Source organism: Phaeobacter sp. JH20_02 (genome assembly GCF_048056915.1).
GTDB classification, from domain to species: Bacteria; Pseudomonadota; Alphaproteobacteria; order Rhodobacterales; family Rhodobacteraceae; genus Phaeobacter; species Phaeobacter bryozoorum.
In genome coordinates this window covers 133,032-151,867 of the sequence record NZ_JAYMVP010000001.1, presented here as the reverse complement: position 1 = coordinate 151,867, position 18,836 = coordinate 133,032, and the positions used below count along the sequence as shown (strand labels likewise).

Genomic DNA, 18,836 nt, shown 5'->3' with positions numbered 1-18,836 from the left:
CCCGTCCCTTTCTGCCTTAGAACAGCGTCACTGCGCCAACATCTGCCGCAGGCTTGGCAGCCGGTGCCGGACGTGCCGCGACCCGTTCCTGTTCGCCCAGACGCCGATCATCCTTCACCTGTGTCTGCTGTGCAGCACCCGAAACAGCGTGGAAGCGGACCCGTCGTGCCGAGGTTCCACCGACGCTGGAGGAGACAACAGCGATGCCCTCATCCCTCAGAAAGCGCTGGACAAAATCCGCATTTGAGGCCCCGATATCGGAGAGGTTGGCCGACATCTTGGCGCCGCCAAAGACCTTTGCCTTCAGGTTTTCGCGGCGAGCGCCCTTTTTCATGATGCCGTTGATCAGCAGTTCCATCGCGTGGATCCCATAGCGGGCATTGACGCTATCGCTGGCCGTCGAGGAGGCCAGCAGGAAATGGTTCATGCCGCCGACGCCCACTTGGTCATCGTAGATACATGCCGCGATACAGGACCCAAGCACGGTAGAGAAGACCACGGTTGGTGATGTCGATACGCGATACTCGCCCTGTAGGACGGTCACCGTGGTGGAGTTAGCAAATACGCTCAAGGTGATTTCCTTCCCAGTTATCTGTCAGGTCTTGCAAGCCTGAATCAATGTTCCGGCCATTCGCGCAAGCGAGACCTGTTGCTGCGCGGCGCCCATTTCCCAGGCGACACGTGGCATCCCGTAGACGACGCTGCTTTTTTCGTCCTGAGCAAAGGTTTTCGCCCCAGCTTTGCGCAGTTCAAGCAGCCCTTGCGCCCCATCTTGGCCCATACCGGTTAAGATTGTCGCAACAACGCTCTTTGCCATCGGGACTGCAGACATAAAAAGCGCATCAACCGACGGCATGTGACCCGAAATCGGCGGGCCTTCCTTGAAGCGTGTGCGATAGGGTTTGCGAGGGGTGAGCCCCATGTGGCGGGGCTGCCCTGCGGCCACATATACATGGCCGGGCGACAAGTTCATATTGTCATCCGCAGACAGCACCTTTGCCGGACAGATGCGATCCAGAAGCGAGACCAGCCCGCGCCCAAAATTCTTGCCGGTGTGCTGAACAATCAATGTTGGCGGACAGTTCAGCGGAAATCCGACCAATACGCTGCGCAGGGCTTCGACACCGCCGGTGGATGAACCGATAAGGATGATCTTGTCGCTGCCGGGGCCTGCGGCAGCGGCAGTGCCCTTTTGCATGGGAGAGGCCTGATCCCGTCGTGGGGCCTTGACCATCATGTCGAAGTAGCGGGCAAAATCACGCGGATTGTCGGATTTTGTGAGTTCGAAGATCCCGGCACCCACATCGAGCAGGGGGGATGAGCTGCGCGCCGGCGTCGATGTCTGGCTGTCCATCACAGATACCCAACGGATATCCAGCGCAGAGAACAGGGCCAGCATCATTTCGAATTCGGGCAGTTTGGTGAACCCATCTTCGACAAAGGCGAATGTGGGTTGCCCGGCTTCCGCCTGATTATAGGCCATCATCAAATTATTGGCCAAGAGCACTTGGAGGCCAGGATAGGTGGCCTCCATGTGGTGTTGTATGGTCTGCGCAAAACGCCGGTCCGTGGTGATGATCAATAGGCTCTGTGACAATGCTCATTCCGCTTGTTGCGTTCGGACAAGGGCCGAAGTGTTTCAGATGTAGGGGCGCCCGGTCCAACTACGGTCCGGGCGCCTTCCGCAGGATCAGAAATCCTGCCAGATGTCCCTGGCCGCGTTGCCATTGGTGCTGGCAGCTGCCGGTGCCGGTTGCGGTGTGACCGCCTCCATATCCCAGTCGTCGCCATGGGCGCTGGGGGCAGAGGGCGCCTCGTCAGGAGCTTCGTCAAACGCCATGGTTTGCGGCTTCTGCATCGCTCCGGTCTGGCCTTCAGTCGATTTTGGCATGGGGGCTGTATTGCCGCGGGATTGAGCTGCGCCCGCCGCGACCCGGAAATGGGCGACCAGCTGGGCCAGCTTGGTGGCATCGGCATTGAGCATATGCCCGGCGGCAGTGGCCTCTTCGACCATGGCGGCGTTCTGCTGGGTGACCTGGTCAAGCTGGGTCACGCCGGTGTTGATCTCATGCAGACCGGTCGACTGTTCGCTGGCGCCGGTTGCGATGCCCGAAACCAGTTTCGAGATATGACCGACCCGCTCGACGATGCTTTGCAGCGCGTCGCCGGTTTTGCCCACCAGATCAACGCCCCGCTCCACCTGCTTGGTGCTGTCGCCGATCAGCGTCTTGATCTCCATCGCCGCATCCGAGGACCGCTGCGCCAGGGCGCGCACCTCGCTGGCGACCACGGCAAAGCCCTTGCCCGCCTCGCCGGCCCGCGCGGCCTCGACACCGGCGTTCAGCGCCAGGAGGTTGGTCTGGAAGGCGATGTCGTCAATCACCCCGATGATCTGCGAAATATGGGTCGAGGACTGCTCGATCTCGGTCATTGCAGAGACGGCGCTCTGCACCACGGTGCCACTTGTTTCGGCCTCCTGTTTGGCTTCCTGCATGATGCTTTCGACACTGCGGGCGCCTTCGGCGGCGGATTTCACGCTGGCCGTCATCTCGTCCAGGGCGGCGGCGGTTTCCTCCAGCGTGGCGGCCTGGCTTTCGGTGCGGTTGGACAGGTCGTCGGAGGCCTGGCTGATCTCATTGGCGCCGTTGCGGATGCTTTCGGCAGTGTCGATCACCTGGGTCACAGTGGCGCTCAGCGTTTCCGCTGTGCGGTTGAAATTCTCCCGCAGCTTCTCGTGATGCGCCGGGAACGGATCGCTGATCGGCTGGGAGAAATCGCCACCGGCAAGACGCACCAGGCCGGAGCTCAGCTGTTCGACGACGATTTCCTGTTGCCGCTGCAGTTCCGCGCGCTCCAGTTCCGCCGAGCGAGCCTGTTTCAGATCATCCTGCAGGCTGATCAACTGCTTGCCGATATCGCCGATTTCATCGTTTTGATTCGCTTCCGGGATCGGTGATTCGAGATTCCCGGAGGCAACCTCTTCGATTCGACCACAGATCCGGTTGATCGGTTTGGTGATTGAGCGCGCAAACAGCCAGCCGAATACAGACATACCTGCGGCACAGGCCAGCGAGATCAACAGCAGACGATTGCGATCGCGGTTTACGGGGGCAAACAGCTCTGCGCGGTCCTGTTCGGCCACGATCGCCCAGTTGGCCTGCGGCAGGCCTACGGGCTCAGAGTAGGCGACTACAGCACTGCCGGTCACACCAGTTGTGTTGGCATAGAAGCCTGAATTGCCAGCGAGGGCGTCAGACAGGTGCTCGGCTGTGTCCAGTTCGTCAAGAACCTTGTGATGGTCGTCATGGCGCGATTTGGTGCGGACCTTCATATCCTGACCGACGATGAACACATTCAGCGTTTCGGTCATCTCGCTTGCCGGGTTTACGATATTCGTCAGCATCTCGACGGGCACTTGCAACGCCAGGACACCCTGAAGTTTTCCTGCACCATCGAACACTGGAGTCGCAACAAATGCGGCCGGATCGCCGTTGCTGGGCGCATAGCCTTCGAGATCGGCAAAGATCACGGTTCCCGCCGATGCCTTGATGGCCGAGCGGAATGCCTTGCCCAGACCTGATGCGGCATAGGCGCCATCAACCAGATTAGAGGCATAGTCCGCTTCCTTCGTCACGGAATAAACGATGTCGCCTGCCGGGTTGATCAAGAAGACGTCGTAATACCCCTTGTTCTGCAGAACGGCAGTCAGTGATGGATGAAAACGGGCATGGTGCATGTGATAAGGCGAATCGCCGACCCCCCGGTTAAGGAGGTGTTTTTCGCCGGCTTTGTTCGGGTTGGCGTCAACATAGGCGTTCCGCAGAACCTTCTGTGCGTCACCTTCGATCCCGTCCCAGGTCATCGTGAACCACTCCAGCGCGGTGGCCGTCGACGGAATGGTGGCCAAGGTCGACGCATCCGCCTCGATACCCTCCATCAGCGCACGCAGGGCAACACGGCGATCCTCTGTCATCGCGTGGAATTGTTGTTCGGCGTGTTTTATCGCCGCATTTTGCAGCGCAACCGAGCTGATCGTGACGAAAGCCGCCGTTATCAGCACACCGAACCCCACAATGAAGAGGGGCAACTTATACGCCAGACGCAAGGTGGGAATAATTTTCATCGGACACTCCATTCACAGGCACAAGAAGAGGATGGTGGCCTCTGCTTTCCCTTCTTGATGCCTGCTAGGAGTTAATTTCGAGCTTACGAGCGGTTGGTTTTTCACGGCAATTTCCCGGTAAAACTCCACAGCCGGGGCACCGCCGGAGTCCGTATAATTATATTACCCTACGCTGCTGCTGTTTTTGTGGCGGTACGCCAGGCGGAAAAATTCAGACGATTTGCAGCCGGTAAAATTTTGCGAAATTGCAGTTGGTTTTTACCGCCAAATCCTCGCTAATTCCGGGCCCCGGGGCGCCGGTCCGGCAATCAAATATTAAGGCCCGGCGTCTACTCCTACCGTATCGACTTGAAACCTGTCGCCGAATACGGGGGTGCGAATCGCTGACCATGACGACGGAAACGCAAAAACACATCTTGGACCTGCCCAATGCTTTCTCGGATCTTGATCCGCTGATTTCATTCTTGCGCGGGGCGCGCACTCAGGCAGTGGAGATTGATTGCAGCAGTGTGGCGGTCATGCCGTCACGCTGCCTGCAGCTTCTGCTGAGCGCAGAACAGCAATGGCGATCGGAGGGGCTGGGGTTCTCAGTCTCTAAGATCACTGAAGGGTGCCGGAAATCGCTCACTCTTTTGGGGCTCGAGCCCAACCGATTTGAAGACGAGGAAACAGCATGAAGACGAAAGTTCTGGCAATCGACGATTCCCGCACGATCCGGAATCTCCTGGCCGCCGCTCTTGAAGAGGCCGGTTTTGAATACCATTGCGCGGTGGATGGCCGCGAAGGTGTGGACATGTATGCCGACGTGGCTCCGGATGTGGTGATTACCGACATCAACATGCCAAACCTCGACGGGTTCGGCGTCATCGAAGAGCTGCGCGGGGAAGGCATCAATTCCAAGGTTCCAATCCTGGTCCTGACCACCGAGAGCGCGCCCGAACTGAAGGCCCGCGCCCGCGGTGCCGGCGCGACCGGATGGATCACCAAACCATTCGACGACGCATCCCTGATTTTCGCGCTGAAACGCGTCACCGGGGCCGCAGCATAAGATGGCCGGGTCGATACAGGACACATTCTTCGAGGAGTGCGAAGAGCTCCTCGAAGCAATGGATGAGGGTTTGACCGCTATCGAAGGAGGCGATCATGACCCTGAGGTGGTCAATGCTGTCTTCCGGGCGGTTCATTCGATCAAAGGGGGGGCGGGCGCATTTGGCTTGGATGAGCTGGTGGCCTTTGCCCATAAATTCGAAACCGTCTTTGACGAAGTGCGGGCCAACCGGCTTGGTCTTGATACCAAGCTGATCCAGCTGTTGCTGCGCTCCAGCGATCATCTCTCTGATCTCGTTTCGACCGCGCGCGATGGTGGCAGCACCGATGAGGCCCATCACGATGTGCTCATCGCGGCTCTCGAGGAATATATCGATGAGGATGAAGAAGAGGTGGTCTTCCAGCCAATGGGGTTGGGCGGTGCCTTTGAGATGTCGCCAATCGAGGTGGAGAAAGAGCGGGTTTACTCGATCCGTTTCCATCCATTGAAAGACATGTACGGGACCGGTAACGAGCCTTACTTCCTGTTCCAGACGCTAGCTGATCTGGGCACGCTGGAGGTGACGCTTGACGAGAGCGAGTTGCCAGGTTTCGATGCTCTGGATACCGACGAGAGCTATCTTATCTGGGCCTTGACGCTCACCACAACAGAGCCAAAGTCTGCAATCGAATCTGTGTTTGAATTTGTCGAAGGGCTGTGCGAGCTGTCCATCGAATCCGACATGGATGAAGAAGACGAGGCCAATGCTCTGGCTGCACTGGAGGCTGCATTTGGTGCCGCTCCAGAGGAAGGCGGTGATCAGGTGGCTGCCCCTTTTGAACCGCCGGTCTCAGCTCCAGAACCGGAGGCTGTGGCGGCCCCGGTGGCCGCGAAAGCGGCTGCGCCAAAAGCTGAGGCCGCGAAGTCCGAGCAGCGTGGGCCAAATCCAACGCTGCGGGTCGACCTGGAACGCGTCGATCGTCTGATCAACGCCGTCGGCGAATTGATCATTAACCATTCGATGTTGGCACAGCAAATTGCCAACCTTGATGTTGCGGATCTGCGGGACGTCGAGACCGAACTGGAGGGCTTTAAAAATCTTGCCCGCGATATCCAGGAAGGTGTCATGTCTATTCGCGCGCAACCCGTCAAACCGCTGTTTCAGCGTATGGCGCGGATTGTTCGTGAGGCCTCAGCCGCAACTGGAAAAACAGCTAAGCTGATCACCGAGGGTGAGAATACCGAGGTCGACAAGACGGTCATCGAGCGTCTCTCCGATCCGTTGACCCATATCTTGCGGAACGCGGTCGATCACGGTGTCGAAAAGCCCGACGATCGCGAAGCTGCGGGTAAAAGCCGCAGTGGCGAGATCCGTCTGTCAGCGTCTCACCGGTCCGGTAGTGTCTGTATCGAGATCAAGGACGATGGTGCCGGCGTTAATCGCCCGCGGGTGAAGCAGATCGCGATCGACAAAGGTCTCATTCCAGAGAATGCGGACCTGACCGACAGCGAGATCGACAACCTGTTGTTCTTGCCTGGTTTCTCCACAGCCAAAGAGATTTCCAATCTCTCCGGGCGTGGTGTTGGCATGGATGTGGTCAAAAACGCTGTCACAGCTTTGGGCGGGCGGATCAATATTGCCTCTACCCCGGGCAAGGGGTCGGTCTTCACCATCATTCTGCCCCTGACACTTGCAGTCATGGATGGAATGGTTGTTTCGGTCGCCGACCAAACGATGGTTGTCCCGATCACGTCCATTGTCGAAACAATGCGCGGCAGTGATGACATGGTCAACAATCTGGGGGCCGATGGCACGCTGCTGTCGATCAGGGGTAACTTCGTCCCTGTTTGCGATGTGGGCGGGGCGCTTGGATTGTCCAAGGCCGACCAGGATCAGCCACCGGGCGTCTATCTTCTGGTAGAAACGGAGACTGGTCAGCGCAGTGCCTTGGCCGTGGACGATATTCACGATCAACGCCAGGTGGTCATCAAAAGCCTCGATGGCGTTTGCGGGAATATTCCCGGCGTCGCCGCTGCCACCATTCTTGGTGACGGTAAGATCGCTATGATCCTTGATCCTGAAAGTATTCTTGCGGCTTCGCCTTCTGCAGCCGCTTTCGACACAGAGCGGAGAATAAGCAATGCAATCGCAAGCTGAAGCCAAATATGAAGATTCAGAAGTCAAACACGCCCAGCACAGCGAATTTGTCAGTTTCACCGTTGCTGGCCAGGCGTTCTGTCTGAAAATCACGCAGATCCGGGAAATCCGTCGCTGGTCTCCGGTGACGATCCTGCCTCATGCGCCCGCAGATGTCTTGGGCGTGATGAACCTACGCGGCGCGGTGATCCCGATCTACGATCTGTCCGCGCGGTTTGGGCTGCAGCAGACCGAAGCGAGCGAGCGAAACGTCGTGATCGTTGTCTCGGTGCACGGCAAGCCGGTTGGTCTGCTGGCAGAGTCCGTATCGGAGATCATCTCGATCAACCCGGATGATATCCAGGACACCCCGCCGGTGGATAGTCGCAACACGATGGACTACATCCAAGGGATTATTTCGCACGATGAAACCATGGTGCGGATCATCAATCTGGATGCGGTCATCACTGTACCGGAACAGGTGATCTCGTGACCATTGCCAATCCCATTGATTCTCGTGCGGATGGTTTCACCCTGTCTGATCAGGATTTCGAAGCCATCGCCGATTTCGCGCACAAGCACTTTGGGCTGGCCATGTCCAGCAGCAAGAAACCCTTGGTTTCTTCTCGCTTGGCGCGGCGGTTGCGCAAGCTCAACTATACCGATTTCAAATCCTACCTGAAGGAGTTGAACGGACCAAATGCGGATGTGGAGCGCAGCGAGCTGCTGTCTCTGCTGACGACAAATGTGACGCAGTTCTTTCGAGAGCCGCATCACTTTGACACTTTGCGCGACGACGTGCTGCCGCCGCTCCTGGAAAAGGCGCGTCGCGGAGATCGGGTGCGAATTTGGTCGGCAGGGTGTTCGAACGGGCAGGAACCCTACACCATCGCGATGGTGCTCAAGGAACTGTGCCCGGATGTTGAGAAACTGGATGTCAAAATCCTTGGCACCGATATCGATCCTGTTGTTGTCCGCAAGGCGTCGTCGGCACGCTACTCTGCTGAAGAGCTGTCGCAGATCCCGCAGAAATACAGCGGCTACTATAAGATCGAAGGGCAAGATGGTGCGATCCGCGAAGATCTGCGTGCCCTGCTGACATTTGGTGTGCTCAACCTGATCGAACCCTTTCCGTTCAAAGGAAAGTTTGACGCCATCTTCTGTCGAAACGTGGCCATCTACTTCGACACCCCGACCCAGCAAAAGGTCTGGCACGCCTTTCAGCGCAGTCTCAATCCTGGAGGCTATCTGTTTATCGGCCACTCGGAACGTATGTCCGGCCCTGCGGCATCGGCGCTGCAGACCGTCGGAATCACCACTTACTTAAACTCTCCTGCCGGTGGGAACACCTGAGCAGTCCGGCAAAAAAAGAAAAAATGAGGAACTAAAAATGAGCTTGAAAGACTCTCTGCGTGTGATGGTCGTTGACGATATGTCTACCAGCCGAGGCATCCTGACCCAATGTCTGGACGAGCTTGGCGTGAGTAACTACATGGTTGAAAACAACGGGCAATCTGCGTTTCAGAAGCTCGTGACCAATCCGGTTCACCTGGTGCTGTCCGACTACAACATGCCGGGCATGGATGGGCTTGGCCTGCTGAAAGCGCTGCGTGAGCACCGCGTGACACAACGTGTAGGCTTTATCCTCGTCACGGGCAAACCGACACCGGAGATCGTTGAAGTCGGTCGTCGCCTGGCGATGAATAACATCATTCGCAAGCCGTTCACCGTTGCCACTATGAAGCAGGCAATCGAGCAAGTGGTTGGCCGCCTATGAACATGCAGTCGACACCACCGCCAAAGGGTCACACGGTGAGTGATCTTTGCGATGTGTCACGCGCGGAAATGCAGCGGTTGCAAACGCAGGTGCAGGCGCTTGAAGATACGGTGCTTACAATCTTTGAGCGTGGGACGCCTCCAACCCGCGAAGAGCGGCAATCGCTGCAGGATTTCGATCTTGTCGTGCAGACGCTTGCGGCCTTGGGAAAGTTCTATGCTGAACTACAGAAGCTTGCGAAGGAAACCGGCGGTATCAATCTCAACGATAGCAGCGCCGTGGTGACATTGCACAAACTGCGTGACCGGCTCCGCGATCCGGCCAGCGCATCTCAGAAGTGAGACGCTCTGCACCGCCCATCGGGCGGTGCAGTCATATCTTGGGTCGTGCGCATGCCTGGTCGCTGGCGTATCTGCCGCATGTTTCGACTGATGTTATGTCAGGCGGTGGCGTAGCGCGGGCAGGCGCGTCAGGATCAACCCGTCCAGCATCAGCAGCGACAGAAGAGCCAGCCCCGCCATCGGAAAGGCAATGCATACGGCAATCCCGACCAGTCCTGCGCCTTTCCAGAGAGGCAGTTCCTTGGGCATCGGCGGGGCGGAGAGACGGCCTGATTTGGCAGGACGACGCTTCCACCAGAGCACCACGGCACTGGCACATAGAAACAGGATGGAGAGGCAAACCAGCGTATTTGCCAGAACGCTCCACAGCCCCAACGTGCCCATATGGAGGGCAATCCCGACGGCCATCGCCTTTCCGGGCCAAGAATAATCGGCAAATCGGACATCCGCCAGAATCTTGCCGTTGTAGCGGTCGACATGGACAGTCCGGTCAGAGGTGGGGTTGATACTGTCGGTGCTCATGGAATCGCGGCTCAGGGTCCAGACACCGGTATCGCCGCGTGCAATGCTGAGCTGATATCGTCCGCCAAATCCGATCTGGCGCGCCAGGGCGTCAACGCTGTTGATGTCGACAGTTGCACCGATAACACCGCTGATGCCCGCAGTTCCCCCTGAAGCTGGCATCGGCGTCTGCTCAAGTGCCCAAGGAACCTCGCGGCGGGTGTGGTCCATGCTGGCATGGGTATCGCCGGACAGGGGGACGTTGTCCCATTTCTCCGCCGGAAACTGGCTCCAGGCCTGAACCAGTTTCCCACCCCAGAGACCGGCCCAGGCAAGGCCTGAAACCAGAAACAGTGCAAGGAAAAGCGAAATCCCGAAACCGACCACCCCGTGCAGAGATCTCCACGTCGTCCGGCCGCGTCCCCGGCTCGGCAGCAATGCGTGGCGCCAGCCCAGATTTCGGGGCCACCACATGTATAGGCCGGTCGCGATCAGCAGCATGGTCAGAGAGGCAGCGGTTTCCAGGATGCGGTCGCCAGTGACGCCGAGCATCAGATCGCTATGCAGACTGTCGGCGAAATCATACCATCCGCTGCGGCGCGGGAAGGTTTCGATGACCGTGGCCGTATACGGGTCGACCGCAACCATCACTGCGTCACCGTCGTGATCGATGCGAAAGAGCGCGGCGAGGTCGGCCCCTCGGGGGGCCACGTATGTTTTCAAGATGCCATCAGGCAGGATTGCCTGCGCGGCATCGGCCTGCGCCGAAAGTGGCAGGGCGTGGGCTTGGGCAGTGACGGGGGTACGTTCGCCATCGCGCCCGTCAACCCAGGCGATCCACAGCATGGCCAGCCCGGTTAGCGCGAGTGTTGCGAGAAACGGAATGACGAACAGACCGGTGTAGAAATGCCACCGCCAGGCAGCAAAATAGAGTTTCTGCGTGCGGCCCTGCGGCTGCACGGGGGAATGGGGCAGGGTCATAGGTTGGCTCCAGGCCTTTTTTGGCTGCCGGTGTGGCAGCGCATAGTTTGCAATTGACGTCAGAGAAGGAAGGTCAATGGCGCTGGAGGGGCCCGGGTGCGATGTGCCGGACCACGCGGGCGGTCTCGGCGCAGCGGTTTGACGACGGCTGCGCGTGTTCTCGGACGCTGTACCAAGCTCAGGCCGGGCGTTTCTGGATGGCTCGGCATCAGGGCCGCAGCGGTCAGTCGGCAGGCCTCACATTTTGCAAGAGCACCGTGATCTGGGTCCGTGCTGTCACCACAGAGATCGCTTAATGTGCCGCCTGCGGCGACAAAGGCGGCATAGTCGGGCGAGTCAACGGCGCGGTCATAGCGATGTGCAAATCCGGTGCCGACCATGGCCAGCACCAGTGCTAGCATCATGGCCAGCCGTGGCAGGATATGTACCGCGAATCGCATGTGCAGTGTGTTACTTCGACTGCGGCGTGATGGCGAGTGATTCTGCTGTATTACCTAAGTTTTTGTGAGCAAAATCATTGCACTAGGTTGGTACAGTCCCGACGATGGTGTCGCGCTAGGTGTCCGTCGCCGGTCGTCGGGTGGAGACCAGGGCCCGTCCGAAGAGCAATGCGAAGCCGAAGAAGGCGATGCACCACGCGATTGCCGAGATCAGATAGAGCTCATGCGCGATATCGGACCCGCTGTTCGCCACAAGCCGCGCGAAGGTGGCTATTATGATCGCCAACAGGAGCAGTCGGGTGCCTGCTCCTGCGACCAGTGGGCGGCCGGTATGTCCGAGCGTGGCGCGGATCATGACGGCCAGCGTCATTATGCCAATAGCCCCGGCCATCCACAGATGCTGGGCGGATGCGGGATCCAGCGGCAGCCGCAGCAGCCGGATCGAGGCCATCAGGAGGGCGCCGATGGGGATCATTGCGTAAGCCAGGTGCAGAATGCCCAGCAGTGGCTCCGCTCCTGTGTGATGTCCCTGCCAGCGGACCAGTCGCAGCATCTGCGCAACACCAAAGATGGCCAGCGCCGCTGCGGCTGCGATGTGATCTGGTACAGCAACCCATATGGCCAAGGTCGGCAGGCTGAGTGCCAATGCGATTTTGTCCAGAGATTGCATTGGATCCGCAGGGCGCACATCAGCCCCCCGTTTGACCAACCAGTTCCGGGTGAAATTGGGGATGATACGTCCGCCGATCAGGCAGATCATTCCAATCGCGTTGGCCAGTCCCAGACGCAGCCCCAACCCCTGTGCGGGATAGCCGCCCGCAGCCGTTTCCAGATGCAGCAGAAGCAGCGCCAATGCGTGTATAGCCAGCAATAGAAGGATGACGAGGTTGCGCCAGTTCTTTCCTGCGATGATCTCGCGCAGGACCACGGCGCCAAGCATGAGTGGAAAACTCACATCGACCAGAGTGACGGTCCAGACCGGAAGAAATGCACCACATAGCGTCACGAGACGTCCCGCCATCCACAACAGAACCAGTGCCAGCAGCGGTCCTCCGGTGAGCGGAGCGCGACCGGTCCAATTTGGCACGGCGGTAAGCAGAAAGCCCGCGAGAACGGCGCTGAGGTAACCAAAGAGAAAAGACTTCGCGTGCCAGGATACAGGATCAAGCCTGAGCGGTAGGGTCAGCGTGCCGCCGAGCAGCCCGATCCAGGCGATCATCGCCAGTCCTGCCCAAAGCGTCGCAAGCAGGAAAAACGGCCGGAAACCATAGGAGAGTATCGGCGGAGTGCGCAATGTCGTTGTGGTATTTCCGGCATCTGCCTTGGTGGTCACGGCCATGGGTCAGCTCCGCTGGTATTCGGGTAACAGGTTCAAGATTGCGGCACTTCGGCGCTGTCCATAAGGCGTCGGATATGTCCGGCAAAGGCGTAGGTGGCGGGCAGGGCGATTACCGCACCTATGATGATCGACGGGGATATGCCCAGAACGGGCAGACCCAGCCAGCTGGTGATCAGAGCAGCGAAATATACGTTCAGTGCCATCGCACCGGCGCCAAACGGGTAGAGTGCGACGGCTATGCGCAAGCGCGACCAACCGGCTCGCGCGGTCATCGCCGCATCACCAGCATGTGCACCGCCGCAAGCGCCATAACCAAGGCGATGCAGGCCAGTGCAAACCAGAATTCGGCAGTTGCCGATTGCGCCTGCGGAACAGGCCGGTCAAAGCCCTTGGCCATGGCGGGCGAAGCGACGGTCGCGGCGCAGGATAGGATGAGCAAGATACGGCGCATGTCAGGTCTCCAGTGTGAGTGTTCGGTAAATGTCGGGCAGCGCGCGGGTCAGCCGTGTGGGATCCGACAGCAGTGAAAACCCGCCGCGTCCGAAAATTCGGGCAAACCAGTCCTGACCGTCTTCGTCGATGATGATGCCGTGCAGGCGCTGGCCTGCGCGCCGGGCTGTCCGAACGGCCATGCGGCTGTCTTCGATGCCATGCTGGCCTTCGTAATGGTCCAGATCGTTGGGTTTGCCATCTGTGAGGATAATCAGCAGCTTACGGCTGGACGACTCCGTTGCCAACTGCGCGCTGACGTGGCGGATTGCGGCGCCAAGCCGTGTATAATGGCCCGGTTGCAACGCGCCGATATTGGCGGTGACGTCCTCAGACATCGGCGTGTCGAACCCCTTGCAGCGGGTCAGGAAAACGCGATCGCGGCGGAGCGAGGAGAACCCCCAGATCGCCAATCTGTCGCCGGCCACGTCGATCCCGAACGCCAGCGCCGCCATGGCATTGCGCGCAATCTCAATCACGCTGCTGTCCGCAATTGCGGCCTCGGTGGAACGCGATGTGTCGATCAGAAAGGCGACCGATAAATCCCGCTGTTGCTGGCGTGTGTTCTGCCAGAGCCGGTCACTGCCGCGCCCTGTTGCGGCCAGCTCGGCGCGGGCGCTGATCACCGCATCGAGATCCAGCTCGGCGCCGTCGATCTGGCGCGGTTGCAGGATCCGGCGTGGACGCAGGGCCTCGAACTGGCGACGGACGCTGCGGATCTGGCGCGGATTGGGGCGGAAGGGACGTGTGGTGTCAGGCTGCGCTGCGGCCTCCAGCACGCGGCAATGATCCGCCATCTCGCTTTGGCTACGATGGTTCCATTCGGGATAGGTGAATTCCGCGCTCAACCTTTCGTGTTCGGCATCTGCGGGCGACAGGTCCAAATGCAGTCGAAGCCGCGAGGCAAGGCGACGGTCGTGTTTGGTCAGAGTTATCAGATCCTGATCCTCGGCGGCCTTCTGGGCATTGTCCGGATCGTCGTCATCAACGCTGCGGTTGATATTCATGGATTCGACCCAGGACAGGATTGATTCAAATCGGTGCAGGATGAAGCTGTCCTTGCGACGGGCCTGCTCCTGGTCTGCACGCACGCCGAGCTTGCGTTGGCTCATGGTGGCGGCGGCCAGTGGCGTCCTTTGGTCATCAGGATCGGCCGCAGCCGAGGCGGAACTCTCGGGGGAGGAATAGCGCAGCCAGATCGGCACCGGAGCGAAGGGCATGTATCTTTGGGACCTGCTACTGTCTGTCGAGGGAGTGAATTCGCCCCAGTCGGCCGCCATGGCCCAAGGATCCAACGACAGGGCGGCGACGATCTGCTCTGCCACTGCGCGTTCGGCCGTATGCAACGGTCGTGATTGGCGCTGTGTCACACATAGAGCGGCCATCCGGAGATAAGCGGGCCGCAGGCCCGGACAATGTTGGGCAGCCCGCCTGCTGGCGGCAATGTTGGCCCGGATCCGGGCCATGTCCAGCGCCTGCGCAGGCATGTCGGCGCGCGGGTGCAGTTCTGCTGGATCGGTTACCGCCGCAAGCGCGACCAGCCAGAAATAGGCGGCCCGGTTCAGATCGTAGCTGGGAAAGCAGGCGATCACCGGCGGCAGGGCCAGCCGGGTGCCGTCATAGCAGGGGATATATTCACGCAGCCGGTCAGCGGCGATCCGATGGCCGAAGGAGCGACGATGCTGCGCGACGGTAGCGGGGGTTTCGACCAATTCCACAGAGGCAGATCCCCCCAAGGCGCGAAACAGGACGGAAAGGCTGCGTCGCAGGTCCTGCAACCGGCAGGCCGCAGCAGATAGCATTTCACCATCCGTTGCGACCTCACCGGCGAGATTGCTGGCCATATCGTGCCAGAGGTTGCCAACAGTTTCCTCCGGCTCCATCAGGTCGAGCAATTTCATGGCGCTACCCGTAGATCGTGGCGATCAGATCGCGCAGCGCTTGTTTGATATCCTCTTCATCGGTGAGGGGCTCGATGATCGCGGCGTCCAGTGCCGCTTCTATCGCCATGCCGCTTTGGATCAGGCTGGCGGTGTAGATCAGCAGCCGGGTCGAGACACCTTCCTCAAGATCCATGCCCGACAGAGACCGGATGTGCCCGGCCAGCCGGACCAGAGGCTGAACACGGGACGGATCTAGGCCGCTTTCCTGCACAACGATGGCGATTTCCGCCTGCGGGTGCGGGAAGTCGAAGCTGGCTGAGAGAAAGCGCTGACGTGTTGAGGGTTTGAGACGCTTTAGCACGTTCTGGTAGCCCGGATTGTAGGAGGCGACCAGCATGAAGCCTGGCGGCGCCACCAGCTCCTCTCCGGTGCGGTCGATCATCAGCCTGCGGCGGTTATCTGTCAGAGGGTGCAGCACAACTGTCACATCCTTGCGCGCCTCGACGACCTCATCAAGATAGCAGATCCCGCCTTCTCGGACAGCCCGGGTCAGTGGTCCGTCGACCCATTGGGTGTCGCCGCCCTTCAGCAGGTAGCGGCCAATCAGGTCGGCGGCCGAGAGGTCATCGTGGCAGGCCACAGTGTATAGCGGGCGGCCGAGCCGGGCGGCCATATGTTCGACGAAACGTGTTTTGCCGCAGCCGGTTGGCCCCTTTAGCAGAAGGGGGAGACCCTGGCTGTATGCGGTTTCGAACAGGGTGCATTCTCCTGCAATTTCAGAGTAGTGCGGGATCGCGCAGGGGGTTTGCATATTCATGGCTATTCTCCTGCGATGGTGCTGGTCTCATGGACCGGGCCCGGTGCGATCAGCTCGTCCCGACGCACCACGAGCAGCGCATAGATGAACAGGAGGGCGCCAATCACAACGGCGGCCCCGGCGCCAAACCGCATCAGGTAGAAAATCGCCAAACCATCCTGAACATCCATGTAGTAGTCGCCAATGACGCGCTGCATATGGGTCTGGATGGTGCCAGCAAAGGTGAGGACGAAGGTCATGAAGGCCATGCCGCCGGTCATCAGCCAGAAGCTCGCCATGTTCAGGACCTGGTTATAGGGTGCCCGTCCACGCAGCATCGGCATGGCATAGGTGAAGACCGCGAGATTCAGCGCCACATAGGCCCCGTAGAAGGACAGATGCCCATGTGCAGCAGTGATCTGAGTACCGTGGCTGTAGAAGTTGACACCATGCAGGGTATGAAGGAACCCCCAGACACCGGCGCCAAAGAACGCCACGGTGCTCGATCCCAGCGACCACAGAAGCGCGGCCTTGTTGGGGTGGTTCTTGCGCCCCTTCCAGACCATCACAAAGGCAAAGGACATCATCAGGAAGAAGGGGATCACCTCAAAGGTGGAGAAGATCGAGCCGATCCACTGCCAGTAGCCGGGCAGGCCAATCCAGTAGAAGTGATGTCCGGTGCCGAGAATGCCCGAGAACAGCGCGGTGGCAACGATGACATAGAGCCATTTTTCGACCACCTCACGGTCCACGCCCGTCAGCTTGAGCAGCAGGAAGGCCAGAATCGCCGCCATAACCAGTTCCCAAGTCGCTTCGACCCAGAGATGGACGACGAACCACCAGTACATTTTGTCGAGGGACAGGTTCTCGGGGTTGATAAACGCAAAGACCCAGAGCAGCGACAGCAGCCACAGGCCCATCAGGAGCACGTTGGTAATGGCGGTTTTCTTGCCCGCCAGTACGGTCATCGACACATTGAACAGGAAGATCAGCGCGGCCACGAGGATGCCGAATTTCACCCAGAGCGGTTGCTCCAGAAATTCGCGCCCTCCGTGGATGCCCACCAGATAGGAGCCAACAGCGCCAAGTGTGCCGATCATCAGGATGGCAAGTTGCAGATAGGCAAGTTTGACCGAGAAGATCTCCCGTTCGGATTCCTCAGGGATCAGGAAATAGGCAGCGCCAAAGAACCCAAGCAACAGCCAGACGATCAGCGCGTTGGTGTGGATCATGCGAATGATGTTGAACGGCAGAAGCTCGGACAGGAAATTGGGGGCGACATAGATCCAGCCTGCCAATAGCCCGCCGATCACCTGAATTCCGAACAGCGCCAGAGCGCAGATGAAATAGGCCTGAGCGACCTTCTGAGATTGATATTTCATTGTGTCTCTCCCTTAGCCCGCGTCATTGGGCGGCCAGCCCTGAGTGTCGGTCTGATCGGCCCATCGCAGAAATTCGGCCAGGCCCCGGATCTCTTCGTCGGTGAGTTGGTAATACGGCATCTGACGGCGACCCTCGACACCGCTGGGCTGGCTCTCCATCCAGTTCTTCAGTGTCTCGAAGGCCTCTTCCGGTTCGTCCTGAACGCCCCAGCGGGTCATGACATTGCCGACTTCGGGGGCAAAATAGGCACCTTCGCCGTGCAGCGTGTGACAGTTGATGCAGGAGTGACGCTCCCAGACACGTTTGCCGAGGCTGACCTCTTCGGTCAGGGGCATTCCTGCGGTCGAGGTGGTCACGACGTAGCGGTGGCTGTGCACGGTCATGCCAATGAACACGACGACGAAGAAGATTGACCCTCCGTAGAACACATTGCGCGCCCGCGACTTGGTCAGAAATTCAGCCATGGCTTGGCCCTTTCCGGCAGTTGCTGATCATCCGGTGATAGCGCGCTGCGCAGCGGCAAAGGTTGCGCAAGCGCAAGGTTCGGCGCGATTGCGGCTGTTAGCGTGATATCGAAGAGAGGACAGGCTTGTGAAATTGCCACCAAAACTGGATGACCCTGACCTGCCGCTTGACGTGCTGCTGACCACCTGGCCGGAAACACTGCGGGTTTTCATGGATCATGGCATGTTGTGCGTCGGCTGCATGGTCAGCCCATTTCATTCGGTTGCAGAGGCCTGCGCCGAATATCACCTTAACGAGGATATGTTTCGCCTCGAACTGGCTGAGGCAGTTCGCTTGGCTCGCGGCGACCGGGGTTAAGTCGGTTCCTGCGGCCAGCGATGACGCTAGGCAGGCAAGCCGACCCGCCGCGCGATCAGGGATCGCTGAGCAGCATCAGCCGATGCGGATCACAGATTGTGATCTTCTTGCGTTTGCTGCTGACCATGCCGTCTTTTTCCCAGGCACTCAGCAGGCGGCTGACCGTGTGCAGCGTGGTGCCGGTCAGTTCAGATACATCCTGGCGGGTGATCGGAAATCCGATCTCGATGCCCTCGGCCACCTTGACACCGGATTGATTGATCAGCCGCAGCAGCGCACGGGCGATGCGCTGTTCGACATGCTGGGTCGACATTTCCATGATGCGGGTGTTCATCTCACCCACCCGGGCGCCGACAGTTTTATATGTCTCAGTTGCAAAGCCCGGGTAGTCAGCGGTGAAGCTGTTCCACAGCGAGGTCGGCCATGACAGGATCAGCGCCTCACTGGCGGTCACAGCCGTTGCAGGGTAGCGGTCCTGTCCCAATGCCTTGGCGATACCGAAGAGCTGCCCGGATGGGATGTGGAGAGAGGTGACCTGATCGCCGTCGCTGGTGATCCTGACGACGCGGATGGTGCCGTCCAGAAGCAGGTAGAAGCGATCAGCAGGCGCCCCTTCTTCAAAGATGGTCTCTCCGGGTCCGAGGCCGCGGCTGCTTGCCTGATCAAGAATTCTGCGGATCTGGATATCCTCCAGCTGCGAGAAGGGCGGCAGCGGTCGAAGCAGGCTTTCATGTAGGTGGCGCACGGCATCTCCGAACAAGGAACTGGTTCATCCTATCGCGATATCGCGGTGATGG

At 59.3% G+C, this 18,836-nt stretch carries 21 protein-coding genes; 8 read left to right on the top strand and 13 right to left on the bottom strand.

All coding sequences use genetic code 11. The annotated features are described in order from the left end of the window. Positions 1 to 16: 16 nt before the first annotated feature. The 3 genes from VWY34_RS00750 to VWY34_RS00740 form a co-directional block, all read right to left on the bottom strand. Positions 17 to 571 (bottom strand): chemotaxis protein CheD, encoded by a 555-nt coding sequence (locus VWY34_RS00750; RefSeq protein ID WP_340547720.1) that lies wholly within the window; start codon positions 569 to 571, stop codon positions 17 to 19. 24 nt (positions 572 to 595) lie between these two features. Further along, positions 596 to 1,534, bottom strand: coding sequence for a CheB methylesterase domain-containing protein (locus tag VWY34_RS00745; protein WP_340547745.1), 939 nt, complete (start codon positions 1,532 to 1,534; stop codon positions 596 to 598). A 156-nt stretch (positions 1,535 to 1,690) separates the two neighbouring features. Next, positions 1,691 to 4,123, bottom strand: coding sequence for a methyl-accepting chemotaxis protein (locus tag VWY34_RS00740; protein WP_416551590.1), 2,433 nt, complete (start codon positions 4,121 to 4,123; stop codon positions 1,691 to 1,693). Between the two features lie 389 nt (positions 4,124 to 4,512). Here VWY34_RS00740 and VWY34_RS00735 point away from each other — a divergent pair, with 389 nt between their 5' ends. Genes VWY34_RS00735 through VWY34_RS00705 form a run of 7 tightly spaced genes read left to right on the top strand, consistent with a single transcriptional unit; the run spans position 4,513 to position 9,405 of the window. Beyond that, complete coding sequence (locus VWY34_RS00735) at positions 4,513 to 4,800, top strand: STAS domain-containing protein (RefSeq protein ID WP_340547718.1); 288 nt, start codon at positions 4,513 to 4,515, stop codon at positions 4,798 to 4,800. Further along, a complete protein-coding gene (locus VWY34_RS00730; protein WP_340547717.1) occupies positions 4,797 to 5,171 on the top strand; it encodes a response regulator in 375 nt (124 codons plus the stop codon). Before VWY34_RS00735 ends, VWY34_RS00730 begins: the two co-directional genes overlap by 4 nt. Before the next feature lies 1 nt (position 5,172). After that, positions 5,173 to 7,308 (top strand): chemotaxis protein CheA, encoded by a 2,136-nt coding sequence (locus VWY34_RS00725; protein WP_340547716.1) that lies wholly within the window; start codon positions 5,173 to 5,175, stop codon positions 7,306 to 7,308. Beyond that, on the top strand, positions 7,292 to 7,780 hold the full coding sequence (locus tag VWY34_RS00720) for a chemotaxis protein CheW (protein ID WP_340547715.1): 489 nt from the start codon (positions 7,292 to 7,294) through the stop codon (positions 7,778 to 7,780). Before VWY34_RS00725 ends, VWY34_RS00720 begins: the two co-directional genes overlap by 17 nt. Beyond that, a complete protein-coding gene (locus tag VWY34_RS00715) occupies positions 7,777 to 8,640 on the top strand; it encodes a CheR family methyltransferase (protein WP_340547714.1) in 864 nt (287 codons plus the stop codon). Before VWY34_RS00720 ends, VWY34_RS00715 begins: the two co-directional genes overlap by 4 nt. Before the next feature lie 37 nt (positions 8,641 to 8,677). Then, a complete protein-coding gene (locus VWY34_RS00710) occupies positions 8,678 to 9,064 on the top strand; it encodes a response regulator (protein WP_340547713.1) in 387 nt (128 codons plus the stop codon). Between the two features lie 2 nt (positions 9,065 to 9,066). Then, on the top strand, positions 9,067 to 9,405 hold the full coding sequence (locus VWY34_RS00705) for a hypothetical protein (protein WP_416549184.1): 339 nt from the start codon (positions 9,067 to 9,069) through the stop codon (positions 9,403 to 9,405). 93 nt (positions 9,406 to 9,498) lie between these two features. Here VWY34_RS00705 and VWY34_RS00700 read toward each other — a convergent pair whose 3' ends face one another. The 9 genes from VWY34_RS00700 to VWY34_RS00660 all read right to left on the bottom strand — a co-directional run bounded on the left by VWY34_RS00700 (position 9,499) and on the right by VWY34_RS00660 (position 17,681). Continuing rightward, positions 9,499 to 10,887 carry a PepSY-associated TM helix domain-containing protein gene (locus VWY34_RS00700; protein WP_416545072.1) on the bottom strand — a complete coding sequence of 463 codons (1,389 nt, stop codon included), beginning with the start codon at positions 10,885 to 10,887 and terminating at the stop codon, positions 9,499 to 9,501. Between the two features lie 59 nt (positions 10,888 to 10,946). After that, on the bottom strand, positions 10,947 to 11,327 hold the full coding sequence (locus VWY34_RS00695; protein ID WP_416541772.1) for a DUF2946 family protein: 381 nt from the start codon (positions 11,325 to 11,327) through the stop codon (positions 10,947 to 10,949). 115 nt (positions 11,328 to 11,442) lie between these two features. Beyond that, on the bottom strand, positions 11,443 to 12,666 hold the full coding sequence (locus VWY34_RS00690) for an NnrS family protein (protein ID WP_416545070.1): 1,224 nt from the start codon (positions 12,664 to 12,666) through the stop codon (positions 11,443 to 11,445). 32 nt (positions 12,667 to 12,698) lie between these two features. Then, positions 12,699 to 12,869, bottom strand: a complete 171-nt coding sequence (locus VWY34_RS00685) for an NnrT protein (protein WP_416535503.1) — start codon at positions 12,867 to 12,869, stop codon at positions 12,699 to 12,701. Positions 12,870 to 12,934: 65 nt separating this feature from the next. Continuing rightward, positions 12,935 to 13,117 (bottom strand): protein NnrT, encoded by a 183-nt coding sequence (locus tag VWY34_RS00680; RefSeq protein WP_416535502.1) that lies wholly within the window; start codon positions 13,115 to 13,117, stop codon positions 12,935 to 12,937. 1 nt (position 13,118) lies between these two features. Beyond that, a complete protein-coding gene (locus VWY34_RS00675; RefSeq protein WP_416545068.1) occupies positions 13,119 to 15,056 on the bottom strand; it encodes a nitric oxide reductase activation protein NorD in 1,938 nt (645 codons plus the stop codon). Between the two features lie 4 nt (positions 15,057 to 15,060). Continuing rightward, a complete protein-coding gene (locus tag VWY34_RS00670) occupies positions 15,061 to 15,855 on the bottom strand; it encodes a CbbQ/NirQ/NorQ/GpvN family protein (RefSeq protein WP_416535500.1) in 795 nt (264 codons plus the stop codon). 2 nt (positions 15,856 to 15,857) lie between these two features. After that, positions 15,858 to 17,216 carry a cbb3-type cytochrome c oxidase subunit I gene (locus tag VWY34_RS00665; protein ID WP_416541768.1) on the bottom strand — a complete coding sequence of 453 codons (1,359 nt, stop codon included), beginning with the start codon at positions 17,214 to 17,216 and terminating at the stop codon, positions 15,858 to 15,860. A gap of 12 nt (positions 17,217 to 17,228) precedes the next feature. Then, positions 17,229 to 17,681: a c-type cytochrome gene (locus VWY34_RS00660; RefSeq protein ID WP_416545066.1), complete on the bottom strand. Its 453-nt coding sequence runs from the start codon at positions 17,679 to 17,681 to the stop codon at positions 17,229 to 17,231. A gap of 133 nt (positions 17,682 to 17,814) precedes the next feature. Between VWY34_RS00660 and VWY34_RS00655 the strand changes: the two genes are divergently transcribed. Then, positions 17,815 to 18,039 (top strand): DUF1858 domain-containing protein, encoded by a 225-nt coding sequence (locus VWY34_RS00655; protein WP_340547744.1) that lies wholly within the window; start codon positions 17,815 to 17,817, stop codon positions 18,037 to 18,039. Positions 18,040 to 18,094: 55 nt separating this feature from the next. Here the strand turns inward: VWY34_RS00655 and VWY34_RS00650 are convergent, their stop codons facing one another. Then, positions 18,095 to 18,784, bottom strand: a complete 690-nt coding sequence (locus tag VWY34_RS00650) for a Crp/Fnr family transcriptional regulator (RefSeq protein ID WP_416535498.1) — start codon at positions 18,782 to 18,784, stop codon at positions 18,095 to 18,097. Positions 18,785 to 18,836 lie beyond the last annotated feature (52 nt).

Excerpts from the sequence above, each read along its gene's own strand:
- VWY34_RS00675 (WP_416545068.1), bottom strand. The coding sequence starts at position 15,056 with ATGAAATTGCTCGACCTGATGGAGCCGGAGGAAACTGTTGGCAACCTC.
- VWY34_RS00700 (WP_416545072.1), bottom strand. The coding sequence starts at position 10,887 with ATGACCCTGCCCCATTCCCCCGTGCAGCCGCAGGGCCGCACGCAGAAA.
- VWY34_RS00660 (WP_416545066.1), bottom strand. The coding sequence starts at position 17,681 with ATGGCTGAATTTCTGACCAAGTCGCGGGCGCGCAATGTGTTCTACGGA.
- VWY34_RS00705 (WP_416549184.1), top strand. The coding sequence starts at position 9,067 with ATGCAGTCGACACCACCGCCAAAGGGTCACACGGTGAGTGATCTTTGC.
- VWY34_RS00695 (WP_416541772.1), bottom strand. The coding sequence starts at position 11,327 with ATGCGATTCGCGGTACATATCCTGCCACGGCTGGCCATGATGCTAGCA.
- VWY34_RS00720 (WP_340547715.1), top strand. The coding sequence starts at position 7,292 with ATGCAATCGCAAGCTGAAGCCAAATATGAAGATTCAGAAGTCAAACAC.
- VWY34_RS00680 (WP_416535502.1), bottom strand. The coding sequence starts at position 13,117 with ATGCGCCGTATCTTGCTCATCCTATCCTGCGCCGCGACCGTCGCTTCG.
- VWY34_RS00740 (WP_416551590.1), bottom strand. The coding sequence starts at position 4,123 with ATGAAAATTATTCCCACCTTGCGTCTGGCGTATAAGTTGCCCCTCTTC.
- VWY34_RS00735 (WP_340547718.1), top strand. The coding sequence starts at position 4,513 with ATGACGACGGAAACGCAAAAACACATCTTGGACCTGCCCAATGCTTTC.
- VWY34_RS00670 (WP_416535500.1), bottom strand. The coding sequence starts at position 15,855 with ATGAATATGCAAACCCCCTGCGCGATCCCGCACTACTCTGAAATTGCA.
- VWY34_RS00690 (WP_416545070.1), bottom strand. The coding sequence starts at position 12,666 with ATGGCCGTGACCACCAAGGCAGATGCCGGAAATACCACAACGACATTG.
- VWY34_RS00685 (WP_416535503.1), bottom strand. The coding sequence starts at position 12,869 with ATGGCACTGAACGTATATTTCGCTGCTCTGATCACCAGCTGGCTGGGT.
- VWY34_RS00665 (WP_416541768.1), bottom strand. The coding sequence starts at position 17,216 with ATGAAATATCAATCTCAGAAGGTCGCTCAGGCCTATTTCATCTGCGCT.
- VWY34_RS00710 (WP_340547713.1), top strand. The coding sequence starts at position 8,678 with ATGAGCTTGAAAGACTCTCTGCGTGTGATGGTCGTTGACGATATGTCT.
- VWY34_RS00725 (WP_340547716.1), top strand. The coding sequence starts at position 5,173 with ATGGCCGGGTCGATACAGGACACATTCTTCGAGGAGTGCGAAGAGCTC.
- VWY34_RS00745 (WP_340547745.1), bottom strand. The coding sequence starts at position 1,534 with ATGGAGGCCACCTATCCTGGCCTCCAAGTGCTCTTGGCCAATAATTTG.
- VWY34_RS00730 (WP_340547717.1), top strand. The coding sequence starts at position 4,797 with ATGAAGACGAAAGTTCTGGCAATCGACGATTCCCGCACGATCCGGAAT.